At 69.8% G+C, this 23,167-nt stretch carries 20 protein-coding genes and 1 pseudogene; 5 read left to right on the forward strand and 16 right to left on the reverse strand.

Going from position 1 to position 23,167, the window contains the following annotated elements:
- Positions 1-112 precede the first annotated feature (112 nt).
- From KBZ10_RS08930 to KBZ10_RS09005, 16 genes and pseudogenes are all read right to left on the reverse strand, one after another.
- Positions 113-676, reverse strand: coding sequence for a DedA family protein (locus tag KBZ10_RS08930; RefSeq protein WP_210986974.1), 564 nt, complete (start codon positions 674-676; stop codon positions 113-115).
- Positions 677-868: 192 nt separating this feature from the next.
- Positions 869-1,618: a thioesterase II family protein gene (locus KBZ10_RS08935; RefSeq protein ID WP_210986975.1), complete on the reverse strand. Its 750-nt coding sequence runs from the start codon at positions 1,616-1,618 to the stop codon at positions 869-871.
- Positions 1,619-1,655: 37 nt separating this feature from the next.
- Positions 1,656-2,486, reverse strand: a complete 831-nt coding sequence (locus KBZ10_RS08940; protein WP_210986976.1) for a 4'-phosphopantetheinyl transferase superfamily protein — start codon at positions 2,484-2,486, stop codon at positions 1,656-1,658.
- Between the two features lie 193 nt (positions 2,487-2,679).
- Positions 2,680-2,878 (reverse strand): annotated as a pseudogene (locus KBZ10_RS08945) (IS1380 family transposase); the annotation flags it as partial.
- 91 nt (positions 2,879-2,969) lie between these two features.
- Positions 2,970-3,902 (reverse strand): ornithine cyclodeaminase family protein, encoded by a 933-nt coding sequence (locus tag KBZ10_RS08950; protein ID WP_210986977.1) that lies wholly within the window; start codon positions 3,900-3,902, stop codon positions 2,970-2,972.
- On the reverse strand, positions 3,899-4,942 hold the full coding sequence (locus KBZ10_RS08955; protein ID WP_210986978.1) for a proline racemase family protein: 1,044 nt from the start codon (positions 4,940-4,942) through the stop codon (positions 3,899-3,901). Before KBZ10_RS08955 ends, KBZ10_RS08950 begins: the two co-directional genes overlap by 4 nt.
- Positions 4,943-4,945: 3 nt before the next feature.
- Complete coding sequence (locus KBZ10_RS08960; protein ID WP_210986979.1) at positions 4,946-5,659, reverse strand: ABC transporter ATP-binding protein; 714 nt, start codon at positions 5,657-5,659, stop codon at positions 4,946-4,948.
- Positions 5,656-6,495 (reverse strand): ABC transporter ATP-binding protein, encoded by an 840-nt coding sequence (locus KBZ10_RS08965; RefSeq protein ID WP_307847300.1) that lies wholly within the window; start codon positions 6,493-6,495, stop codon positions 5,656-5,658. The genes KBZ10_RS08960 and KBZ10_RS08965 overlap by 4 nt, the downstream gene beginning before the upstream one ends.
- Positions 6,492-7,592 (reverse strand): branched-chain amino acid ABC transporter permease, encoded by a 1,101-nt coding sequence (locus tag KBZ10_RS08970; protein WP_247702059.1) that lies wholly within the window; start codon positions 7,590-7,592, stop codon positions 6,492-6,494. Before KBZ10_RS08970 ends, KBZ10_RS08965 begins: the two co-directional genes overlap by 4 nt.
- Positions 7,592-8,491, reverse strand: a complete 900-nt coding sequence (locus KBZ10_RS08975; protein WP_210986981.1) for a branched-chain amino acid ABC transporter permease — start codon at positions 8,489-8,491, stop codon at positions 7,592-7,594. Before KBZ10_RS08975 ends, KBZ10_RS08970 begins: the two co-directional genes overlap by 1 nt.
- A gap of 75 nt (positions 8,492-8,566) precedes the next feature.
- Complete coding sequence (locus KBZ10_RS08980; protein ID WP_247702060.1) at positions 8,567-9,721, reverse strand: branched-chain amino acid ABC transporter substrate-binding protein; 1,155 nt, start codon at positions 9,719-9,721, stop codon at positions 8,567-8,569.
- 419 nt (positions 9,722-10,140) lie between these two features.
- Positions 10,141-11,142 carry a proline racemase family protein gene (locus tag KBZ10_RS08985; protein WP_210986982.1) on the reverse strand — a complete coding sequence of 334 codons (1,002 nt, stop codon included), beginning with the start codon at positions 11,140-11,142 and terminating at the stop codon, positions 10,141-10,143.
- Between the two features lie 2 nt (positions 11,143-11,144).
- Positions 11,145-12,041, reverse strand: coding sequence for a dihydrodipicolinate synthase family protein (locus KBZ10_RS08990; RefSeq protein WP_210986983.1), 897 nt, complete (start codon positions 12,039-12,041; stop codon positions 11,145-11,147).
- Positions 12,042-12,054: 13 nt separating this feature from the next.
- Entirely contained in the window at positions 12,055-13,485 is a 1,431-nt protein-coding gene (locus KBZ10_RS08995) for an NAD(P)/FAD-dependent oxidoreductase (RefSeq protein ID WP_210986984.1), read from the reverse strand.
- Positions 13,478-13,732 carry a (2Fe-2S)-binding protein gene (locus tag KBZ10_RS09000; protein WP_210986985.1) on the reverse strand — a complete coding sequence of 85 codons (255 nt, stop codon included), beginning with the start codon at positions 13,730-13,732 and terminating at the stop codon, positions 13,478-13,480. Before KBZ10_RS09000 ends, KBZ10_RS08995 begins: the two co-directional genes overlap by 8 nt.
- Positions 13,729-14,895 (reverse strand): FAD-binding oxidoreductase, encoded by a 1,167-nt coding sequence (locus KBZ10_RS09005; RefSeq protein ID WP_210986986.1) that lies wholly within the window; start codon positions 14,893-14,895, stop codon positions 13,729-13,731. The genes KBZ10_RS09000 and KBZ10_RS09005 overlap by 4 nt, the downstream gene beginning before the upstream one ends.
- A 108-nt stretch (positions 14,896-15,003) precedes the next feature.
- Here KBZ10_RS09005 and KBZ10_RS09010 point away from each other — a divergent pair, with 108 nt between their 5' ends.
- The 5 genes from KBZ10_RS09010 to KBZ10_RS09030 all read left to right on the forward strand — a co-directional run bounded on the left by KBZ10_RS09010 (position 15,004) and on the right by KBZ10_RS09030 (position 23,032).
- The gene (locus KBZ10_RS09010; RefSeq protein WP_210986987.1) at positions 15,004-16,608 is read left to right on the forward strand and encodes an aldehyde dehydrogenase (NADP(+)); all 1,605 of its coding nucleotides are present in this window, start codon (positions 15,004-15,006) and stop codon (positions 16,606-16,608) included.
- Positions 16,609-16,945: 337 nt separating this feature from the next.
- Positions 16,946-19,525 (forward strand): collagenase, encoded by a 2,580-nt coding sequence (locus tag KBZ10_RS09015; RefSeq protein ID WP_307847301.1) that lies wholly within the window; start codon positions 16,946-16,948, stop codon positions 19,523-19,525.
- A 468-nt stretch (positions 19,526-19,993) separates the two neighbouring features.
- Positions 19,994-20,596 carry a dihydrodipicolinate synthase family protein gene (locus tag KBZ10_RS09020; RefSeq protein ID WP_247702061.1) on the forward strand — a complete coding sequence of 201 codons (603 nt, stop codon included), beginning with the start codon at positions 19,994-19,996 and terminating at the stop codon, positions 20,594-20,596.
- 16 nt (positions 20,597-20,612) lie between these two features.
- Positions 20,613-21,614 (forward strand): proline racemase family protein, encoded by a 1,002-nt coding sequence (locus KBZ10_RS09025; protein WP_210986989.1) that lies wholly within the window; start codon positions 20,613-20,615, stop codon positions 21,612-21,614.
- A complete protein-coding gene (locus tag KBZ10_RS09030) occupies positions 21,611-23,032 on the forward strand; it encodes an aldehyde dehydrogenase family protein (protein ID WP_210986990.1) in 1,422 nt (473 codons plus the stop codon). Before KBZ10_RS09025 ends, KBZ10_RS09030 begins: the two co-directional genes overlap by 4 nt.
- Positions 23,033-23,167: the final 135 nt, after the last annotated feature.

The following is a 23,167-nucleotide window of genomic DNA, read 5'->3' on the forward strand; positions in this document are numbered from 1 at the left end:
CCGTCGCGGAAGGAGGTTCTCACAGCGGCGCACCCAACATGCCGGGAGGCGCCGGCAGGTGCGTGAGGGGGTTTCCGGTCATGTCGGTCAGGCACTCCGATCGCCAACTCGCTCATGATGCGTACGTGTTGGGACGAGGCCGTAAGAAGCCCTGCACGATCACGACGCTGCCCGCGACGAGCAGGGACAGCGCGGGCCCGATCAGGAACGGGGGGACGTCCGGGAGCGCCCGGCCGCCCAGGTAGCCGAAGCCGATGGTGTACGAGAGAAACAGAGCCTCGGCGATCCCCGCCCCCACCAGGTACTTGTGCAGGGGGTAACCCATGATGCCGGCAGCCACACCGCCCGTCCCGCGCCCGGTGGGCACGAAGCGTATCGCGATCACGGAGGGAACTCCGTACCGCTGGATCCGCTGCGCCGTCCACTCCAGTGTCGAGCGGCGCCGGGCGTTCCGTGACATCCAGGCCAGCGCGCGACCGCGCGACCTGCGGCCCAGCCAGAAGACCCCGAGGTCCCCCAGGGTCGCGCTGGCCAGGAGGATGGCGGCAAGAGGGGCGAGACTGAGACCGCCCGTCGCGGCGAGGGCGCCCGCCCCTGTCAGCAGAGCCGAGTTCGGCACCATGGGCGGCATGGTGACGACGATGAGGAGCGCGTACATCCAGTGCGCGCTGTCCATGCCGACCAACTCCCCTTGGTGTTGTGCTCCCGTCTGCACCTGCATGAAAATGTTGGCAGGTGCCAAACCGGGAGGCAACAGCTGGCGGGAGCGACCAGGGAAATCTGCGAGTCGACCCCTAGGGGTCGCGGGCCGGCGGCCCCGGAGCTCCGGAGAGGAGACGACCGGAACGCCGCCGTGACCGGACCCGGCTCACCGGGCCGGCAGCCGGGCCAGCTCCCCGGTCAGGATTCCGGTGAGCCGGGGCAGCGCATCGTCGAAGTAGAAGTGCCCGCCGTCGACCACGTGCACGGTGGCGCCGCCGATGGCGTAGTCCTTCCACCGCTCCAGGTCGGCGGGCGTGACCGACGGGTCCCCGTTGCCGCCTATGGCGACCAGCGGGCACGTCAGCGGAGCACCCGCGCTGTACTCGTACTTCTCGATCACCCGCAGGTCCCCGGAGAGGACGGGATGGGCGAGCTGCCACAGCTCCTCGTCCTCCTCCAGCGCCCGTGCGCCCTCTCCTCCCAGCTCGCGGAGGTAGGCCCGCAGCGCGTCCTCCTCGAGTGGCAGGCTCCGGGGCACGCGTTCCGCCGGTGCCTTGCACGCGGAAACGAACAGAGCGCGCAAGGGCGAGGGGAATCGCGGCTGGAGCCGGCGGGCCGCTTCGAACGCCACCATGGCCCCCATGCTGTGTCCGAAGAACGCGGTGGGACGGTCCAAGGGCGTCTCCAAGGCCCGTACGATCTCCTCCGCCAGCTCGGGCAACGAGCCGGGCATGGAGTCGTGGTAACGGTCCTGCCGCCCGGGATACTGGACGGCGATCAGCTCGACCGTCTCCGGGAGCAAACGGGCCCAGCTGTGGAAGACGGATGCGGCTCCCCCCGCGTGCGGGAAACAGTACAGCCGGATCCGTGCCCGGGGACGCGGCAGAAAACACCGGAACGGACTGTGCGTCGTCATGGTCGCTCCTGACCACTCGAGGACGGCCAAAACACCGTCAATCCTGTTCTTCGCCTGCTTGCACGCGATGCCCACGGCCATGCCGGGGCGGGTCGCCGAGGACCCGCAGTTCGACGGGACCGGTGGCCCGTCCCGCCTCCCTGGCCAGCGCGGCGACGAGGCCCGGGCCCAGGTTTACCTCCTCGACGAGCCAACTGCCCCGGCGGCCCGGACCGGTGTGCTCGACGACCACCGGATCCGCATCGGCGGGCAGCACGTCCAGACCGCGCAGATCGGTGACGATGCCGGTCCCGACGGCCTTCAGAACCGCTTCCTTCCGGGTCCAGGAGCGGAGCAGGAACTCCTGCCGGCCGTCCGCGTGCCTCATCGCCCGCATCCGGGCCAGTTCACGGTCGGACAACACCAGTTCCGACACGCCGTCCGGCGGGGAGCCGTGGCTGCTCTCGATGTCGACACCGACAGCCGCCCCCGCCGTGACGGCCAGGGCCCAGAGCGGACCCGACCGGGAGAGACTGAACTCCAGGCTGGTGGCGGGCCGGACGATCCGGGGCCGGCCGTGTGTGCGGTCCCCGCAGGCCGGGCAGCTGTGCCGGCCGAACTGGATCGCGCCGGGGGACCGGCCGAGGTAGTGATCGGCGAGCAGACGGCGCAGCACGGCGTGGGCGCCCGCGTAATGGGCGTCGAACGGAGGCCGCCTCCCGCGAGTGAGCCGGAGTTCCTCGTCATCGAGGAGGGCGAGGTCGTCCGGGACGAGTTCGTCCGCGACCCGGCCGTGCCAGATGTGAACCGTGCCTGTTCCGGCAAGGCGGCCGCGGCGGCCCCGGACCGTCCGGTCGCTCGAATCGACGGGGTGCACGGTCGACTCCATACGTAGAGGGCAGCGGAAACCAGGGCCCGCGGCGGCCGTCCCGTCCATGCCGCGACGGCCACAGCACGGCCTTCCCCCACCCTGGGACGCCCGGCTATACCCGCGCTATACCTCTTCGGCGGGTTTCGGCGGCAGAGTCCGGCCTGGTCGCGGGGCCGGTGCTGTCGGGGCAGGCTGTGCTTGCGGCCGGCGTCACCCGCCCGGACCCGGCCGGCTCGGCCCGCAGGATGGCGACATCCGCGAGGCAGTCCCCGCCCAGCGCGACCGCCAGGGCCACGTCCAGCAGGATCTTGCCCCGGATCGTGTACCGCTCGGGCCTTCCGCCACGGCGCCGGCGCCGCCGCTGTCGCGGTGTCCAAGCCGGCCTTGCGGACGGTCCCGGCCGGCAGCACGCCCCCGGCCCGCCGGGAAGATCCACGCGTGTGCCGGCCCCCTCGCCGCTTCGCCGCACCGCTTGCACAGCACGGGCTCGTCGAGGGCGGTTCACGCCGCACGCCACTGCCGGTAGGCCGCGACGGCGACGACCAGGTCCTCCCACGCCATCCCGGATGTTTTCACGACGGTTGGGCGGTCACCCGGGAGAGCCGTGCCCCCCGCGCCGAGCAGGTCGGCCATGGTCACCAGGGAAGTCGGGTCGAACCTGCCCTCCTGCACCGCGAGGATGACGTCCCCAGCCTCGCGAAGCGCGACGCCCCGGCTCTCGACGATGACCGTTGCACGGCCCATGAGCACACCGTCGAGCTCACGCACCGACGGCTCATGAGAACCGACGGCCAGCACAAGGGCTGAGTCGCGTACGAGACGTCCGTCCACGACCGGCCGGCGGGCCGAGGTCGCGGTGACGATGACGTCGGCCTTGCCAACGCAACCGGTGACCGCCGCGTCCTCCGCGGCCAGGTGACGATCCGCCCACACCGGGGTCGCACCGCCGCGCCGCGTCACGGCCGTGACATCGGCGAGGGGCACGTGTGCCCGGATCGTGCGCGCGTGCCCCTCGCCCTGCGGGCCCACCCCGAAGACCACGAGCCGCAGCCCGCCGGGGGAGAGGTCCGCGAGAACATGCAGCCGGTCCAGACAGGCCCCCACCGAGACTGCGGGGGTGCGCAGGGTCGTCAGCGCGACCCCGTCGAGGATCGCGGCGGGAGCCAGCGTCCCACTGTCGTGCAGGAGGTACGTCGCGTTGATCCGTGGCAGGCCACGTGCGGCATTGCCCGGAGCGACGGTCGCGACCTTCACCCCGAACCAGCCGCCGGCCTCCGACGGCATGAGCAGCCCCTGGCCGCTGGCCAGACCAAGGACGCTGCGCGGTGCGTCGTGGTCCGGATCGAGCCCCGCGGCCAGTGCGTCGCGGACGGCGGCCACGGCGGCGGCGTAACCGAGCGCGAAGACGTCCTCGGCATCGAGAATCGCGCTCACCGCAGCACGAATCCGGGAACGAGCACGTCCCGGGGATCGACGGTGAATCGGCACGTCCCGACGGCATGGGCCGTGCCCGTCACCGCCGTGACGACCGCCGGAAGTCCGTGTGCCGTGGTCTGTTCCGCGATCCGCGCGCGGAACACGGAGCCCACCACGGACTCGTGCCGCAGCTCGTCACCCGGCTGCAGTTCCCCGGTGGCCGCGAGCAGCGCGACTCTGGCCGACGTGCCCGAACCGCACGGGGATCGGTCGACCTCACCATCGGCGAACACCGTGATGTTGCGCTGGTGCAACTCCCGGCTGCCGTCGGCCCGCAGCCGCGGAGGGGAGACCTCCTCCGTGAAGACCGTGCCATAGATCCCGGACAGCCGGGCATCGCCCGGGTGCTCGGCGGCACCGGCAGCGTTCAGCGCACTGCGGATCTCGCGGCCCACCGTGATGAGCTCCGTGACCTCCTGCGGCCGCACCCGCAGGCCGACCGCCTGTGCCGGCAGCACGGCATACATCGCACCGCCGAACCCGATGTCGACGCAGACCGTCCCGTGTGAAGTCGCGACCTCGACGCCGCCGGCGTGGACATGGCCGGCGACGTTCGTGAACGTCACCTCATCGACCAGCCCTCCGCTGGTGCGGACGCTCGCCGTGACACGCCCTGAGGGGACGTCGACCACGACGTCCGTCACGCCGTCGGCGGGAGCCGGAACCCGGCCGGAGGCGACTGCCCAGGCGCCGAGGGCGATCGTCCCGTGTCCGCATGCCGTGGAGAACCCGTCCTTGTGCCAGAAGAGGACACCGAGGTGGGCGTCGGCGTCGTCCGGTGGAACCAGGAAACCGCCGTACATGTCCGCGTGACCGCGGGGCTCGCTGCACAGCAGCGCCCGCAGCCACTGCACGTCCCCGCTCTCCATCGCGACGATCCGGCGCTCGGCGACGGTCAGTCCCGCACCGGTCACCGCGGCGGGGCTGTAGGGCACGATGCGGAACGGTTCGCCGCCGGTATGCCAGTCGATCGTCTCGATCGGGTCCGTTCTTCTCATCGTTCACGCTCCCAGGTATGCCTCGACGACCTGAGGGTCGGCGCGCAGGTCGGCGGCCGGCCCGGTCACCGTGACGCGGCCGGAGTCGATGACGTAACCGCGGTGGGCGATCTTGAGGGCGGCCCGTGCGTTCTGCTCGATGAGCAGCACCGACGTGCCTGCCCGGTTGATCGACACGATGGCGTCCATGACGTGGGCCACGACCAGCGGGGCCAGTCCCATCGACGGTTCGTCCAGCATGACCAGCCGGGGCCCGGCGATCAGCGCCCGGCCGATCGCCAGCATCTGCTGTTCTCCGCCGGAGAGGGTGCCGCCCTGCTGGTTGCGGCGCTCGGCCATGCGCGGGAACAACTCGTAGACCTGATCGATCCGTTGGTCGATCGACAAGCTGTCGCGCACGGTGTAGCCGCCGAGTTGAAGGTTCTCATGGACCGTCAGCCGTGAGAAGATCCGCCGGCCCTCGGGCACGTGCACGATCCCGCGTTCGACGATGGACCAGGGCGTCGCCGCCGTGATGTCTTCTCCGTACGCCGTGACGGTCCCGGCCCGGGACCGCACCACGCCGGATATCGCGGAGACCGTCGTGGACTTGCCGGCGCCGTTGTTGCCCAGCAGCGCGACGATCTCGTTCTCGCCGACGGTGAGGTCGAGCCCCCCGAGGGCTTCCACCTTGCCGTAGGCGACCTCAAGGCCCTTGATGTCAAGGATTGTCTTCACCACTCCACCTCCGCCGTGCCACCCGGGCCCCCTTCGGCCGCGATACGCGCGGCCTCCGCATGTGCTTCCTCGTCCTCCGCACCGAGGTATGCCTCGATGACCGCCGGGTTCGTCCGGATCGCCGCCGGGGTGCCCTCGGCGATCTCCTTGCCGTGGCTCAGGACGACGATCCGTTCGGACACCTCCATGACCAGGCCCATGTCGTGCTCGATCAGGACCACCGCGATCCCGAGGCCGGCGATGCGCCGTATGAGGTCGAGCAGTTGCGTCTTCTCCCCGTGGTTGAGTCCGGCCGCCGGCTCGTCGAGCAGAAGCATCCGGGGCTCACGGGCCAGCGCTCGGGCGATCTCGACGCGCCGCTGCTCGCCGTACGGGAGGTTGCGGATCTGCGCGGTCCGGTCGTACTCCATCCCGACGAAGTCCAGCCACGTGTGCGCCTCGGCGGTGGCCGCGTCCTCACCGCGCCAGTAGCGCGGCGTATGCAGCATCGCGTCGAGGACGTTCTGCTTGATGCGGACGTGCATGCCGGCCCGCACGTTGTCCAGCACCGTCAGGTCGCCGAAGAGCCGGAGGTTCTGGAATGTCCGCGCGATCCCGCTCGCGGCGATCACGGCCGGCCGCTTCCCGGTGATGTCGGTGCCGCCGAACGTCACCGAGCCCGCCGAAGGCCGGTAGAAGCCGGTGATGCAGTTGAAGGCACTTGTCTTGCCGGCACCGTTCGGGCCGATGACCGAGAGCACCTCACCTTCGTGGACGCAGAACCTCAGGCCGTCGACGGCACGTACTCCACCGAACGAGACCGCCATGTCCTTCACGTCGAGGAGCACCCTGCTCACGACGCACCTCCCGGGGATCGGCGCCCGTGCCGCCTGGTCTCGCCACTACGGGCCGGCAGCAGTCCCTGCGGGCGGAAGATCATGAAGACGATCAGCAGCAGACCGAAGATGAGATAACGCCAGTTCTCCGCGCCACGCAGCAGCTCGGGGAGCAGCGAGATCGCGAGAGCCCCGACCACGACACCGGGCGTGGAACCCATACCGCCCAGGACGACGGCCATCAGAATGAGCGCCGACCACAAGAAGTTGAAGCTCGGCGGAGAGATCGCCGTCTGATGCGCCGCGAACAGCACGCCCGCGATACCGCCGAAGACCGCGCCGGCGATGTAGGCCGCGAACTTCACCTTGTAGGTGTGGATCCCCATGGCCTCGGCGGCGTCCTCGTCCTCGCGGACGAACCGCCACGCCCGGCCGGTCCGGCCACGTCCGAGCCGGCTCGAGAACAGCACCGCGGCACAGACCACGACCGCGGTGACCCAGTAGAGGGCGATGTCGGCACGCAGGCCGAAGTCACCGAAGCCGGGGATGCCGTACAAGCCGTTCGGTCCGCCGGTGAAGTCGAGATTGTTCGCCGTGATGCGGATGATCTCGCCGAAGCCGAGGGTGACGATGGCCAGGTAATCGCTGCGCAGCCGAAGCGTCGGCCCGCCGATGAGGAGTCCGCCGACGATCGCGGCGAGCACGACCACGGGGACGGTCGCGATCAGCGGCCACCCGAACTTCGTCGCCAGGAGGCCCGAGGTGTACGCGCCGACCGCGAAGAACGCGGCGTACCCGAGGTCGAGGAGTCCGCAGTAGCCGACCACGATGTTCAGCCCGACCGCGAGCATCACGAAAATGAGCGCGTCCGTGGCGAGCTGGATGGTGTAGGTGCCGGAATCGAGGTACGGCAGTGCCACCGCGGCCGCGGCCACGCCGAGGCCGAGCCACCTGCTCGCCAGGATGCCGGACGCCGCCCCGGCGATGGCCGCACGGCTCGACTTCGGCGTCCCGACTCCCTTGCCCGCGAGCGCATTGTTGGCAGGCGCGCGTTCCTCCACGGCGTTGACGTAGGCCGAGGCCTCCTCGCCGACGCGCAGAGTCGACTCGTCGTTCATCACACACGCTCCGTGACACGCTCGCCGAGCAGCCCTGTGGGGCGCACGGTCAGGAAGAGGATGAGGAAGCCGAACGCGAAGACGTCTCGCCACTCACTGCCGAGGTAGGCGGCCCCGAACGACTCCAGCAGACCGAGTACGACCGCGCCGAGAACGGCTCCGCGCAGGTTCCCGATGCCGCCGATGACCGCCGCGGTGAACGCCTTGAGCCCGATGATGAAACCCATCAGGAAGTCGATCTTCCCGTAGTAGGCACCGGCCATGACACCTGCGGCGCCGGCCAGTGCGGATCCGAGGAAGAAGGTCCGCGAGATGACCCGGTCGACGTTGACGCCCATGAGCAGGCATGCCTTGGGGTCCTGCGAGATCGCCCGCATCGCACGGCCCGAGCGGGTCTTGCGGACCAGGGTGTCGAGGGCGACCATGAGCACGACCGCGATGGCCGTCATCGCGAGCTGGGCATAGGACATGCGCGCGCCTGCGATGTCCAGCGTGCCACCGTGGATGCCTATCCGGTACACCTCCGGGGTCGGGCCGAAGGCAACCGCGATGCCGTACTCGAGCGCGAAACTCGCACCTACAGCGGTGATGAGGACGGACAGTCGCGGGGCGCTTCGCAGCGGGCGGTAGGCCGTCCGCTCCAGCACCATGCCGAACGAACCGGTAGCGATCATCGCGACGATCATGATGGTGATGAGTGCGAAGAATCCCCCGCCGAGCGCACCCGCGCCGACGCTGAGCACGGTGAAGCCGGCGAACGCTCCGAGCATGTAGATGTCGCCATGAGCGAAGTTGAGCAGTTTGATGATCCCGTAGACCATCGAGTAGCCGAGTGCGACCAGGGCGTAGAACGAGCCGACGAACAGGCCGCTGAGTACGAGTTGGGCGAAGTGGTCCATGCGCGATCCCGGTGCGTGAGGGGAAGCAGCGACGCGCGGGTGGCCGACCGGTGGTGACCGGCCACCCGGCCGACGTCACTTGTTGAGGACGAAGTTGTCGTCTCTGACGACGAGGATGTCGAAGCCGCCGGCGCTCAGCGTGTGCTGGGCCGTGAACTTCAGCGGGCCGGAGAAGATCTTGAGGCCGTCGATCTGCTCGAGTGCGCTGGTGACGGCCCGACCGTCGGTGGAGCCGGCCTTCCTGACCGCCTCCGCGGCGACGCGCACCGCGTCGTATGCCTGCGTCGAGTAGGGACCGGGCTCGGAGCCGAACTTCTTCCGGTACGTGGCGACCCAGGCCTCGCCCCCCGGAATGGTCTGCGGCGTCTGAGTCATCGTCGCGAAGACGCCCTGCGCGTTCTCCCGTCCGGCGATCTGGATCAGTTTGGCGTCGACCGAACCATCCGCGACCATGATCTCGCCCTGGTAACCCGCGGCCTTGAGCTGCTTGATGAGCAGGCCGCCCTCCTGGTAGTACCCCGTCCAGTAGACGAAGTCCGCCCGTGAATCCAGCACCGCGTTGATGGCACCGGAGTAGTCCGACTCGCCCGCGGTGACCGACTGGTGGTTGACGACCTCAACGCCGGACTTCTTCAGATCCTCTTCGGTGCGCTTCGTGATGTCGGTGGAGTATGAGGTGTTGTCATCCACCAGGGCGACGCCCTTGCTGCCCGCCGCCTCAATGAACTGCGCCGCGGCTTCCGCCTGCTGGATGCCTGTGCCGTTGAGCAGGAAGACGTTCTCCTGCTTCTGTGAGACCAGGTCGGCGGAGTTGGCGGCCGGGATGAGCATGGGGATGTGGGCCTTGCCGAAGATGCTCAGTGTCGGCAGAGTCGCCGAGGAACAGTAGCCACCGACCGAGATGTCGATGCCGGCACTGACGAGTTTGGCGGCACCGGCGGCGGCCGTCTTCGGGTCGCACGCCTCGTCCTCGACGGTGAGCGAGAGCTTGCGGCCGTCGACCCCGCCCTTGGCATTGATCTCGTCGACTGCGAGCTGGGCTCCGTCCTTCATGTAGGGGCCGATGGCGGCCGAGCTGCCGGTCAGCGGAGTGAGCATGCCGAGCTTGATGGGGCCGGAAGAACTGTCACCTCCGGAACTGTCCTGGGTGAGACCGCCGCCACATGCGGTGGTGGTGAGCCCGAGTGCCATGGCGGCCGCCGCCATGGTGCCGCGACGAATGAGGGTCATGCCTTACTCCATCTCGCGTGATCCGCCGACGGGCGGACCGTCCGTTGGCCGAGGTCGCTCCTCGGCTGCGGCAATGCCACGCACCTGCATGCGATCCGAGGCATTGCACAGTGGCTGTCTTGGGGTCGTGGAAGGGAAGGGGCGCCGGCACTTGTGGTGGCGCGTGGGTCTGCTGCGGAACACCACGCCTCTGTAATGTGTGACATTGCACAGATGGAGACGGGCGTGTTGGGCCGAGGGTTTCGCTGGGGTGGGCGCGCAACCCCGCCCGGGCCGACGTCATGCACACATGCTGTGATGTGTGACATTGCATAAACGATAGCCGTCGACGTCATGAGGTGCGAGCTCTGGTGACACTTGTGATGGACGCGTGACTTTTTGGCCATCTCGTATGCCGCGTGGGCGGCATACGAGATCACTCAGAGTGTGAAACCGGCCGGATAGGGGTCGGAGGGGTCCAGCATGTATTGCGCGGTTCCGGTGATCCAGGCGCGTCCCGTAACGGATGGCAGGATGCCCGGCCGGCCCCCGACCACCGTCTCCCCGAGGACCCGGCCGACGAACCGGGATCCGATGAACGACTCGTTGACGAACTCCTGGCCGACCAGCAGCTGCCGTCGTGCGTGCAGCTGCGCCATCCGGGCGCTGGTGCCGGTGCCGCAGGGAGACCGGTCGAACCAACCCGGATGAATCGCCATGGCGTGCCGCGAGTGCTCGGCAGTCGATCCGGGAGCTTCAAGATAGACGTGGTGGCACACATTGATCTCGGGATTTTCCGGGTGGGCCACCGGGTTCTGCGTGTTGATCGCCTTCATGACGGACAGCCCGGCATCGAGCAGCCGCTGCTTCTCCGCCCGGTCGAAGGGAATGCCGAGATCCTCGAGTCGGACGATGGCGTAGAAGTTGCCGCCGTAGGCGATGTCGTACCGCACCGGCCCATACCCCTCGACATCCACCACCTGATCGAGTGCATGACAGTACGATGCGACATTCTCCAGGGTGACCGACTCGGCGTGGCCGTCATGGACCCGCACCCGGGCTGTGACCAGCCCCGCCGGTGTGTCGAGACGGACCAGGGTCTCCGGTTCCACGACCTCGACCATCCCCGTCTCGACGAGGACCGTCGCGACGCCGATGGTCCCGTGCCCGCACATCGGCAGGCATCCGGAGACCTCGATGAAGAGCACGCCGAAGTCGGCGTCCGGCCGGGTCGGGGGCTGCAGAATGGCCCCGGACATCGACGCGTGCCCGCGCGGCTCGTACATGAGCAGCGTGCGCAGCTGCTCCCGTTCTGCCACGAACCGCTGCCGCCGCTCGAACATGGTCGCCCCGGGGATGACGCCGACGCCACCCGTGATCACGCGGGTCGGCATCCCCTCGGTGTGTGAGTCGACGGCGTGGTAACAGACAGTCGAGCGCATCGTCAGTTGACTCCGGCGTCGATGAGGGCCTGGGTGGCACTGCGCACGACGGCCTCCGTCTCCGGGCCGAGCGGCTGACGCGGCGGGCGGCAGGCGCCACCCCGCCGGCCGATCATCTCCTGACCGAGCTTGATGGCCTGGACGAACTCCGTCTTGCTGTCCCACCGCAGTACCGCGTGCAGCTGACGGTAGAGCGGCAGGGCCGTCTCGAGGTCACCGGCGACCGAGGCGTTGTACAGCGCGAGGCAGGCCCGGGGAAAGACCTGAGGATAACCGGCAACCCAGCCCTTGGCGCCGGCTGTGCCGACCTCCAGAACGGTGTCGTCAGTGCCGATCATGAGGTCGAGGCCAGGTGCGAGCTCGGAGATCTCGTAGCACCGCCGGACATCACCGGAGAACTCCTTGACGCCGACGATGAAGCCCTCGGCATGCAGTTTGGCCAGCAGCTCCGGGCGCAGGTCGACCTTGGTGTCGATGGGGTTGTTGTACGCGGTGACGGGGAGACCGACCGAGGCCACCAGCTCGAAGTGCTCGAGGACGGCTCGGTCGTCGGCGCGGTAGGCGTTCGGCGGCAGGCACATGACGGCCTGGCAGCCCGCGTCCTTGGCGAACCGGGCATGCCGCTGGGCCTCGCCGCCGCCGTAGGCGCCGACGCCCGGCATCACGGTGAACCCCTCGGGCGCCTGCGCAACGGCCGTTTCGACGACGCGGTCGCGCTCCTCGTACGTCAAGGTCTGGTACTCGCCCAGTGACCCGCTCGGCGCGACACCGTGCAGCCCCTGCTCCGCGAGCCAGGCGACGCTCTCCCCATAGGCGCCGAAGTCCACCGTGAGGTCGTCGTTGAACGGCAGGCTCGTCGCGACGATGACGCCGTGCCAGGGCTTGCGAGTCTCGCTCATACATGCTCCTTTGTCAGTTTTCACTGTGTTTTGCGAAGTCGGCGAGCGCACCGAGGGTGACGGGCGTCGCGACGAGTCGTTCCGCGGGCACGTAGGCCCGCTCCTGTGATGCGAGGCAGTGGATGGCCGGTCCGCACATCCGCCCCTGGCACCAGCCCATACCGGCCCGGGTCAGCTGCTTGACCTGCCGGTGATCACATGCTTCGCCGTCGGTGCAGGCGGCCCGCACCGCGCCCGCGGTCACCTCCTCGCACCGGCACACGACGGTCTCGTCGGTCAGCCACGAGGACCACGCCGGCGGGACCGGGTGCACAAGGCCCATCGCCCGTGCGAAGGCACGTTGCCTGGCCACCGTGGCGCGCACCCTGGCCACGTGCTTCTTCCCGAGCGCGGGAGCCGCTCCCGCATCGGCGAGAACCGACTCGGCAGCGAGGCGTCCCTCACCCACCGCGAGTGGGGCGCCGCCCACTCCGCACGCTTCGCCCGCGGCATAGAGTCCGGGGACGGTGGTGCGCTGCCCGTCGTCGACGGCGACGACCGCGTTACCGTCCTCGGAATCCCTGAGCTCGCAGCCGAGCGGGAGGAGCAGGTCGAGCTGGGGAGTGAAGCCCCAGCCGACGCCAACGGCATCGACCTCGACCCGTCGTTCCGTGCCCCGGCGCGGACTGCCGTCGTGCGCCAGCGAGGCGATCAGGACCGACGTGACGCGGTCGCCCCCTTCGGCGGCGACAACCGCCGTGCGCGGCCGGACCCGGATGCCGTGGCGCGCCAGCGCGGCGGCGTACCGGGCACCCTCGGCCCACTTGCCCGGGTTGCGCACCAGCGCTCCCGGGTGCCGCAGCCACGCCAGCGGGTGGGCCGCCTCGCACACCGTGACCACCTCGACCCCGCGTTGCGCGAGGCCTGCGGCCACCGGCAGCAGGAACGGGCCGGTGCCGCCCAGCACCACGCGGCTTCCGGCCGTGACTCCTCCACCCTTGAGCAGCGCCTGGAGGCCACCGATGGTGAGTACACCCGGCAGGTCCCAGCCGGGGAACGGCAGTTGCCGGTCGTAGGCCCCGGTGGCCACGAGCAGTCTTGGCGCGCGCAGGACCACGGCGGTCTCCTCGGGCGTCTCGCGCCGGTCGACCGCGCGGACCGCGAATCCGTCGCCCTCGCGGACGGCGGACCACACGTGGTGCGCCAGACGCAGTCCGAGCCGGCCCTCCGCCCGGCCTGCCGACAGCGCACGGGAGAGCGCATGGTAATCCCGCAGTTCATGGTGGAGATCCGCTGTCCGGATCGCCGACCGCGCGTGCTCGGGCGGATGCCGCCAGAACTGACCTCCGACGGCGGTGCCCGAGTCGACGAGGAGGACGCGCAGCCCGCCGGCCAGAGCCGTGACCGCCGCGGCCATACCGGCCGGACCCGCACCCACAACAATGAGATCCGCTGATTCACTCATCGCCGCCCTCCCCGGTCGTGACGGTCATGCCCGGACGTGCCGGCACGAGACAGGCGCGCTGCCCACCCGCTCCGTCAATCGTCACCAGGCAGTCGAAGCAGACGCCGATCCCGCAGAACACGCCGCGCGGGCGGTGCCCGATGCGGGTGGTGCGCCAGGCGACCCGGCCTGCGGCCACGAGGGCCGCGGCGACGGTCTGTCCCTCGATGAACGCCAGCGGCCTTCCATCGACGACGATCTCGCTCACTCTGATCCACCTCCGGAGGCGAAGAAGCGGTCGGGCAGGAGGCCGGTGTGCGCCGCCGGATCGGCGCCCTGCCAGGGGCGCCCCAGCAGGTGGGCGGTCACGAGCGCACCCGTTGCGGGTGCGAGACCGATACCGGCGCCCTCGTGACCGCAGGCATGGACGACCCCCGGGACCCGCGGGTCGGGACCGATGACCGGCAGGTGGTCCGGGCAGTACGGCCGGAATCCGCGGTAGGCGCGGATCACGTGGACCTCACTCAGGAAGGGGAACAACAGGCAGGCCTGCGCGGCGAGTTCGGCGACCACGGCGGGATTCATCGTCGCGTCGAAGCCGACGCGTTCCCGGCTGGCGCCGATGAGGATCGTGCCGCCGCGCGTGCCCTCGACGACGCACGAGGTCTCCAGTCCGGCGTCGGACGAGGCGACGTTGGCGACGTAGTCGGCCGAGTAGACCTTGTGCCGGACCATCGGTGGCAGCGGTTCGGTGACGAGGACGAAGCCCCGGCGTGGCAGTACCTCGATGGGTGCACCCAGCCGGCGGCCGACATCACCGCCCCACGTTCCAGCAGCGTTGACGACGGCATCGGCGGGCAGGACGTCGCCGGCCGTCGTCCGGATGCCGGTGACCCGGCCGTCCCGGCCGGTCACTGCGGTGGCGACCTCGCCTGTGCGGAAGCGCGCGCCACGCGCCACGGCGGCGCGCAGCAGTGCGGCCGTCGCGAGAACGGGCTGCACTTGGGCGTCCTGCGGGTAATGGACCCCGCCGGGGATCCCCGGTGCGAGGCGGGGTTCGAGGTCGTGCACGCGATCGACCGGCTCGACGAGGACGCCGGCCGCTGCCTGCCGCTCCGCGAATGCGCGGAGCGCCGGGAGGCCTTCGTCCGTGCTCGCGACGACCAGGCCGCCCTTGGGCTCGAACTCAAGGGATTCCGCCCCGAGTTCCTCGCCGGTCTCGTCCCAGAGCGCACGGCTCAGGCGGGCCAGGGCGAGTTCGGGCCCCGGTTCCTTGTCGGAGAGCAGGATGTTGCCCTCTCCGCGGCTTGTCGTCCCGGCGCCGACGGGGCCGCGGTCGATGACCGTGACATCGAGGCCCGCCAAGGTGGCGTGGAAGGCGCAGGCGGCGCCGACGACACCCGCGCCCACGACGAGGACCTTCAGGGTCATCGACTCTCCCTCTGTGCAGTCCCTCTGTGCAATGTCACATGTTATTGCCTAGGGTATACGTCAGAGCGGGCTGAGACAACGACCGCGCCGATATGACTTTTGTCCTGCATGGGCGAGGGGTGGAGAACTGTGAACCTGACGGGAAGCTCAATCGTGGCCGGCCGGGATGTTCCCGGGACGGGCGAGGCGTGGCGGGGCATCGTGGCCGCCACGGCTGAGCCGCAGGGACCCCAGCTGCGGGATGCCTCACCGGACCAGGTGGGGCAGGCAGCCCGGGCGGCCTCCTCGGCCGCGCGCGACTACCGGGCCCTGCCCGTGGATCGGCGGGCCGCCTTCCTTGACGCCTGCGCGGAGGAGGTCGAGGCACTCGGCGACACCCTCCTGCGGCTCGCGGCCGGCGAGTCCGGGCTGCCGATGAACCGCCTGACCGCCGAACGCGGGCGCACCTGCGGCCAGTTGCGCATGTTCGCCGACCTGGTCCGAAGCGGGGATGCGCTGGGTGTCCGTATCGACCCCGCGCTCCCCGGGCGCCAGCCGCTTCCCCGGGCGGACCTGCGCCTGCGCAAGATCCCTCTCGGCCCCGTCGCCGTGTTCGGCGCGAGCAATTTTCCGTTGGCCTTCTCCGTCGCCGGCGGTGACACCGCCTCTGCTCTCGCTGCGGGCTGTCCGGTCGTGGCCAAGGCGCACCCGGCTCATCCGGGCACGGGTGAACTCGTCGCCCGAGCCGTCACCGCCGCCGCCGAGCGCACCGGCATGCCGGCCGGTGTCTTCTCGCTGCTGGTCGGTCGTGGTACCGGGGTCGGCCAGGCACTGGTGCGCGATCCGCGGATCGCAGCCGTGGGCTTCACCGGCTCGCGGGCCGGCGGACTGGCGCTGGTCGAGGCCGCGAATGCCCGGCCCGTGCCCATCCCCGTCCACGCCGAGATGTCAGCGGTCAACCCCGTGATCGTCTTCGAAGGCGCCCTGGCCGATCCCGCGGCGCTTGCCACCGCGTACGTGTCGTCACTGACCAGCGGGGCGGGCCAGTTCTGTACGAATCCCGGTCTCCTGCTGCTGCCGACGGGTCCGGCGGGTGACGCCTTCCTCGCGGCCGTGGCCCGGTCCGTGGAAGGTGCGGCCGGGCAGGTCATGATCACCCCGGGTATCGCCGAGGCCTGTGCCAGGGGGACTGAGCGGTGGGCGGCCGTCGACGGCGTCTCTGTGGTGGCACGGGGCGTGCCCGGTGAGAGCCCGTACGCGCCGAGCCCCCAAGTCCTCGCATGCGGTGCGGCGACCTTTGCGGCCCATGAGGACCTCTCCGGTGAGGTCTTCGGTGCCGCCGGACTCGTTGTGCGGTGGTCCGGGACCGGTGAACTCCTTGCTCTGCTGGAGCACATCGACGGGCAGTTGACGGCCACCCTGCACGGGACCGACGCCGACCTGGCGACGGCCGGGCACGTCCTCCCGGTGCTGGAGGAGCGAGCCGGGCGCATCCTGTGGGGCGGCTGGCCAACGGGGGTCGAGGTGTGCCACGCCATGGTGCACGGCGGTCCCTGGCCGGCGACGTCCTCGCCCGGCACGACCAGTGTCGGGACCCTGGCGATCGAACGCTGGCTCCGGCCCGTCTGCTACCAGTCGTTCCCCGACGCGCTCCTGCCCGAGGAGCTGCGTGCCGCCAACCCGCTGGGCGTCACCCGCCTCGTCGACGGCGTACTGGAGCCGCGGTCCAGGTAACGGCGCCCCGGACTCCTGCCGCGGCACCGGACGCCGCAGAGAGGTACGGCCTGCACGGCGGGGCTGCCCGCCCTGCGGGACTCGGAGGCCGGGATGCCGGTCGGTGTCCCGGACCCTTCACGGAAAATCAGCGCATGTCCCCTTGTGGCACTGCGAGTTGATGGCTTCTTCCTCCACGCGACGTCTTCAAGAAACATGTGACGTGTGCCATTGTACTGTCGCATGTCACGCCCGTGTTCATGCCAAACGTCCGGGGCCGGCGCCCCGGAACCGCGCAGGACAGGCCTTACTCGAGCCACGCCATCGGCGTGGCCTCACCCACCGCTGGAGGCGGCACGTGAGAACGAAACAGGTGCGACAGGACGTAGCCAGGATTCTGGTCCTGGTGCTGACACTGTGCTTGGGGGTCGGGCTGCTCTCCGCGCCCGGCCAGGCGGCAACGACGGCCACGTCCGAGAAGGCGCCGAAGGACCCGCCACCGCAGTCGTCTTCGGCTGCGCAGGACCGTGAGGAGGCCGAACACGTCCGCAAGGCGCCGCTGAAGCCGGCGGACCGCGCGCCACTGCCCGCGACGAAGGACGCGCTCAAGCGGGACTACGACGATCCGGCCTCGCCGGCACCGCGGGTCAGCCCGTCGATGAAGGCGGCGCAGCAGAAGCAGGGGTCGCTCTCCCCATCCGCCGTGCCCGCGTGCAACACCGGCGACTTCACCAGCCGTTCCGGCGCCGCACTCGTCCAGCAGATCAAGGCATCGACCACGGACTGCGTCAACACGCTGTTCAATCTGACCGGGAGCGACGCCTACTACGCCTTCCGCGAGTCGCAGATGACCAGCGTCGCGTATGCGCTGAGGGACGGCTCTTCCGCGTACCCGGGCAACGGCAGCACCGGGATGCCCCAGCTGGTGCTGTACCTGCGGGCGGGCTACTACGTGCACTGGTACCACGCCTCAACCGTGGGCACCTACGGGCCCGGCCTCCAGACAGCGATACGGTCGGGTCTCGACGCCTTCTTCGCCAGCGCTCATTCCCGGGACGTCACCGACGCCAACGGTGAGACACTCGCCGAGGCCGTCACGCTGATCGACAGTGCCGAGGAGAACGCCCGCTACCTGTACGTGGTCAAGCGGCTGCTGAACGACTACAACAGCTCCTACAACGCCTCGTGGTGGATGCTGAACGCCGTCAACAACGTCTACACGGTGCTCTTCCGGGGCCACCAGGTGCCCGCCTTCGTCACCGCGGTGAAGGCCGACCCGAGCGTGATCGACACGGTGTACACCTTCGGGTCCTCGCATACCGGTCTGCTGGGCACCGACCAGGGCTACCTCACCTCCAACGCGGGACGCGAACTCGGACGCTTCCTGCAGCACACGGAACTCCGCTCCAAGGTCCGCCCGCACGCCACGAGCCTGCTCAACCAGAGCTCCATCACGGGCAGGACGGCGCCGCTGTGGGTCGGTGTCGCGGAGATGACGGACTACTACGACAAGGCCAACTGCTCCTCCTACGGCACCTGCAACCTGCAGCAGCGCCTGGCCGCGGAAGTTCTCCCCATCAACCACACCTGCAGCTCCAGCCTGCGCATCAAGGCGCAGGAGATGACGGCAAGCCAGCTCAGCAGCACCTGCAGCAGCCTGGCCGGCCAGGACGCCTTCTTCCACAACATCGCCAAGGACAGTGGCCCGGTCGCCGGGGACGGCAACACCACCCTCGAAGTGGTGGCGTTCGACTCCAGCACCGACTACCAGACCTACGCCGGGGCGATGTACGGCATCGACACCAACAACGGCGGCATGTACCTGGAGGGCGATCCCTCCGCGGCGGGCAACCAGCCGAGGTTCATCGCCTACGAAGCCGAATGGCTGAGGCCGGCATTCGAGATCTGGAACCTCAACCACGAGTACACGCACTACCTCGACGGCCGCTTCAACATGCACGGTGACTTCACGTCCAACGTCTCGACACCCACCATCTGGTGGATCGAGGGCTTCGCCGAGTACGTGTCCTACTCCTACCGCAACGTGCGGTACGACGCGGCCATCACCGAGGCGGGCCGCCGGACCTACGCGCTGAGCACCCTGTTCGACACCACCTACAGCCACGACACGACACGCATCTACCGGTGGGGCTACCTCGCCGTCCGCTACATGCTCCAGTCCCACCGCGCGGAGGCGGACACCGTCCTCGGCTACTACCGCACCGGCAACTGGAGCGCCGCACGGACGTACCTGACCAGCAGTATCGGCTCCCGCTACGACGCGGACTGGTACAGCTGGCTGTCGGCGTGCGCGGCAGGCGACTGCGGGGGCAGCACGAACCCGCCCGGGAACCAGGCCCCGACGGCCGCCTTCACCGTCGCCGTCAGCGGTATGACGGCCTCCTTCACCGACAAGTCCACCGACTCCGACGGCACCATCGCCTCACGGTCATGGGACTTCGGCGACGGCACCACATCGACCGCCGCCAACCCGTCGAAGACCTACACGTCGGCCGGCACCTACACCGTCAAGCTCACGGTCACCGACGACAAGGGTGCTCCGAACACCGCAACGCAGAGCGTCGCCGTCGGCGGGGGCGACACCGTCCCCGAGTGCACCGGCGGCGACACCCGCCAACTCGACCGGAACTGCAAGCGCAGCAACCTGTCGGCGACCGCGGGCAACTACGCCTACCTGTACGTCTACGTCCCGGCGGGCACCCAGCAGCTCAAGATCACCTCTTCGGGCGGCACGGGCAACGGTGACCTCTACTACAGCAACAGCACCTGGGCCACGACCAGCAGCTACACCAGCAGGTCCACCGGTCCCGGCAACAGCGAGACACTGACCATCGCCAACCCCCCGGAGGGCTACAACTACATCAGTGTCGCCGCCGTCGACGACTTCGGAGGGGTGACGGTCAAGTCCGAGTACTGAGCCTCGCCCGGAGCGCGCGGGAGAAGACGACAACTCCTGCCCGGTGAACCCGGGCGGGCAGCGGCCCTCGGCGCGCCGCTGCCCGCCCGGGCTGCGCTCCGACCGGGGTGGGTCCTTGGTCCACTGTGAAACATGTGACATATTACTGAGGGGCGGATGGTGGACGCTGTGTAGCGGGTGCCGCTGGGCGCGATGTGTGCGCAGGACGCAGCGCATGCCGGGCGGGACTGCTCGCGCACGTCGGTACGAGCCGGCGCGGGGCCAACTGTGCGTTCCCCCATGGCCTGCCCGGCCGCTGGAGGCAGCGAAGTGCCCGATGGACCGAATCCGGCGTGCCCTGTCGTACCCCGACCCGCTCGGTGATCCGACCACCGGTACCTCCGAGCCGCCCCACCGACCTCACAGGGCCCCGCGGCCGCCTTCTCGGAGCGGTGCCGGGGAACTGCTGCCCCATACCTGGAGCGAGTCATGACCATCCCTCAGCGAAGCCGCACCCGCCCCTGGCACGGCGTCATGGTCGCTACGGCGACCCCGCTGCGTGCCGACCTCTCGGTCGACTTCGAGGCGTACGCCGAGCATGTGCGGCAACTGATCGACTCCGGCTGCGACGGTGTCGTCCCGAACGGCTCGCTGGGGGAGTACCAGACTCTCAGCGACGATGAACGCGGACGTCCCGTGACCACCGCGGTGGAAGCCGCGGGCGACGGTGCCCGCGTCATGGCGGGCGTCGCTGCGTACGGAAGCGCCGAGGCGCGCCGCTGGACAGACCAGGCCGCCGGGGCGGTCGGGTGGATCGCAGGGTTCCCGAACGCCCTGCCCGAGGCATGCTCCACCCTCTACCGCACTGCCGCGGCGGGGAACCTGGAGATGGCCATTCCGCTCTACCGGGCCATGCACCCCCTGCTGCGCTGGGACTCCAGGCCCGAGTTCGTCCAAGCCGTCAAGCTGTCGATGGACGTCGCCGGCCTGCGCGGGGGCCCGTGCCGCCCCCCGCGGTCCCCGTTGCCATCCCATGACCGGGACACCGTGCGCGCCGTTACGGAGAAGCTCCTCGCCGAGGGCCTGAGCTGACAGAAGGAGCCGCCACGTGCGCAGCCGCCGCATCGTCCACGTCGTCGACTCCCACACCGGGGGCATGCCCACCCGCGTCGTCACCGGGGGAGTCGGCACGATCCCGGGAACCACCATGGCCGGGCGCCGCACCCATTTCCTGCAGCACATGGACCCTCTGCGGACGCTGCTGATGTACGAGCCGCGAGGTCATGCCGCGATGAGCGGGGCGATTCTGCAGCCACCCACCCGGCAGGACGCCGACTGGGGTGTGCTCTTCATCGAGACGTCCGGCTGCTTGCCGCTGTGCGGACACGGCACCATCGGGGTCGCCACCGTACTGGTGGAGACGTCCATGGTTCCGGTGACCGAGCCGGTGACGGAAGTACGACTCGACACTCCGGCGGGCCTGGTCGTCGCCGAGGTGCGGGTCGAAGACGGCGCTGCGCGGGCAGTGACCCTGCGGAGCGTGCCCTCATACAGTGCCGGCCTGAACCGGACGGCCGACGTCCCCGGGTACGGCCCCATCACCTACGACCTCGCCTACGGCGGCAACTTCCACGCGATTCTGCCGCTGGAGCAGTTCGGGCTTCCCTTCGACCGGACTCGCAAGGACGACATCCTCCGGGCCGGGCTGGCCGTGATGAACGCCATCAACGCCGTGGACCAGCCAGTTCACCCGGAGGACCCCGCCATCAAGGGGTGCCACCACGTGCAATTGCTGGCGCCCAACTCGGGCGCGGTCCGCTCGCGGCATGCCATGGCCATTCACCCGGGGTGGTTCGACCGCTCACCCTGCGGCACCGGGACTTCGGCGCGCATGGCCCAGATGCATGCACGCGGCGAACTGCCACTCCACCGCGACTTCATCAACGAATCATTCCTCGGTACGTCCTTCACCGGCCGGCTCGTCGAAGAGACGGAAGTCGCCGGCCTGCCCGCCGTCGTACCGACCATCACCGGGCGCGCCTGGGTCACCGGCACCGCCCAGTTCTTCCTCGACCCGACAGACCCCTTCCCGGAAGGCTTCCTGCTGTGACCCCCCAGGCGACCCCGGCGGATCCCGCGGTTTTCACCTCACGCAACCCCGCCGACCCGTCCGATATCGTCATAGAGTTCCCCGGCTGTGGAGAGGAAGCCGTCATACAAGCGGTGATGCGCGCCCGGGAGGCCCAGGCGGAGTGGCTCGCCGCCGGGGCGGCCGCCCGCTCGGAGGTATTGCGCAAGGCCGCTGACGCGATCGAGCGCGCCGCTGACGAGATGACCGGTCTTGTGATCCGGGAAGTCGGGAAGCCACTTGCCGAAGCCCGTGCCGAACTCGCCGACACCGTGTCGATCTGGCGGTACTACTCCCAGATCCATGAGCCCTCCGGCGCTCTGCACGAGCCTGCGGCTGGCCCGGGGGTGCTGCTGACCCGGCAGCGCCCCCTCGGCACGGCAGGGCTGATCACGCCATGGAATTTCCCCTTGGCCATTCCCAGTTCGAAGGCAGCTCCGGCACTTGCGGCCGGCAACGCGGTCATTCTCAAACCGGCCCCGGAAGCCACTGCATGTGCGCTCCGCCTGGCCGAAGCCCTCGGAGAGGTGCTCCCCGGCGGCCTGCTGCGGGTCGTTCCGGGCGGTCCGCGCGTTGGCGAGGCCCTGGTGCACCTGGCCGACGTGGCGTCGTTCACCGGGTCCACCGCCGACGGCAAAGCCGTGGTCCGCACCGCGACCGCATGCGGTATCCCGGTGGAGGCCGAGATGGGCGGGCAGAACGCGGCGATTGTTCTGCCGGACGCGGACATCCCCCGGACCGCTGAGCACATAGCGACGGCCATCGCCGGGTACGCCGGGCAGAAATACACGGCGACCAGCCGGGTGATCGCCGTCGGATCAGCGCGTGAGCCACTGCGTGAGGCCCTGGCCGAACGGCTTCGCGCCATGCCGGCAGCCGACCCCGGCTGCACTTCCACGATCTGTGGTCCGGTCATCTCCCTTGCCGCCCGCCACCGGGTCGCGGAAATGCGGATAAGCGCTCTCGCTGCGGGCGCGCGTGTGCTCGCGGGCGGTGCCGACGGGCATGCCGCCCCCAGAAGCGGGTGGTATGTCAATCCCACGCTTCTCGAAGCGGTACCGGACGGCCATGAGCTGCTCGAGGACGTGGTCTTCGGCCCCATTGCCGTGCTGCAGGAGGCGAACGGCCTTGAGCAGGCGGTGCACTTGGCCAACGCGGGACGGCCAGGTCTGGTCGCCTCACTGCACACCACCGACCTGGAGTCCGCGTTGTACGGTAGCGACCACTTGGAGACCAGCATGGTCGGTGTGAACGCACCGACGAGCGGTGTCGGCCTCCCCTTTCCCCTCGGGGGAACAGAAGGACCCGGCCACGGTCCCCGCGAACAGGGGCGGGCTGCCCTGGACTTCTACACCGGGCAGCAGACGGTCTTCCTGCTGCCCGGTGCATCCGAGCGGTGACGGCCGATCCGAGGCGGGGGCGTCCGAATATGCGGCGGCCCCCGCTCCGGAGGCTCACCAGTTGGGCCGAGGGAATGGTCTTTCCCGCCGGCCCGGGCCCAGGTCACCGGCGTGGCCCAGCGGTGAAGCGGGCCT

The organism is Streptomyces sp. F63 (genome assembly GCF_018070345.1).
GTDB lineage: Bacteria > Actinomycetota > Actinomycetes > Streptomycetales > Streptomycetaceae > Streptomyces.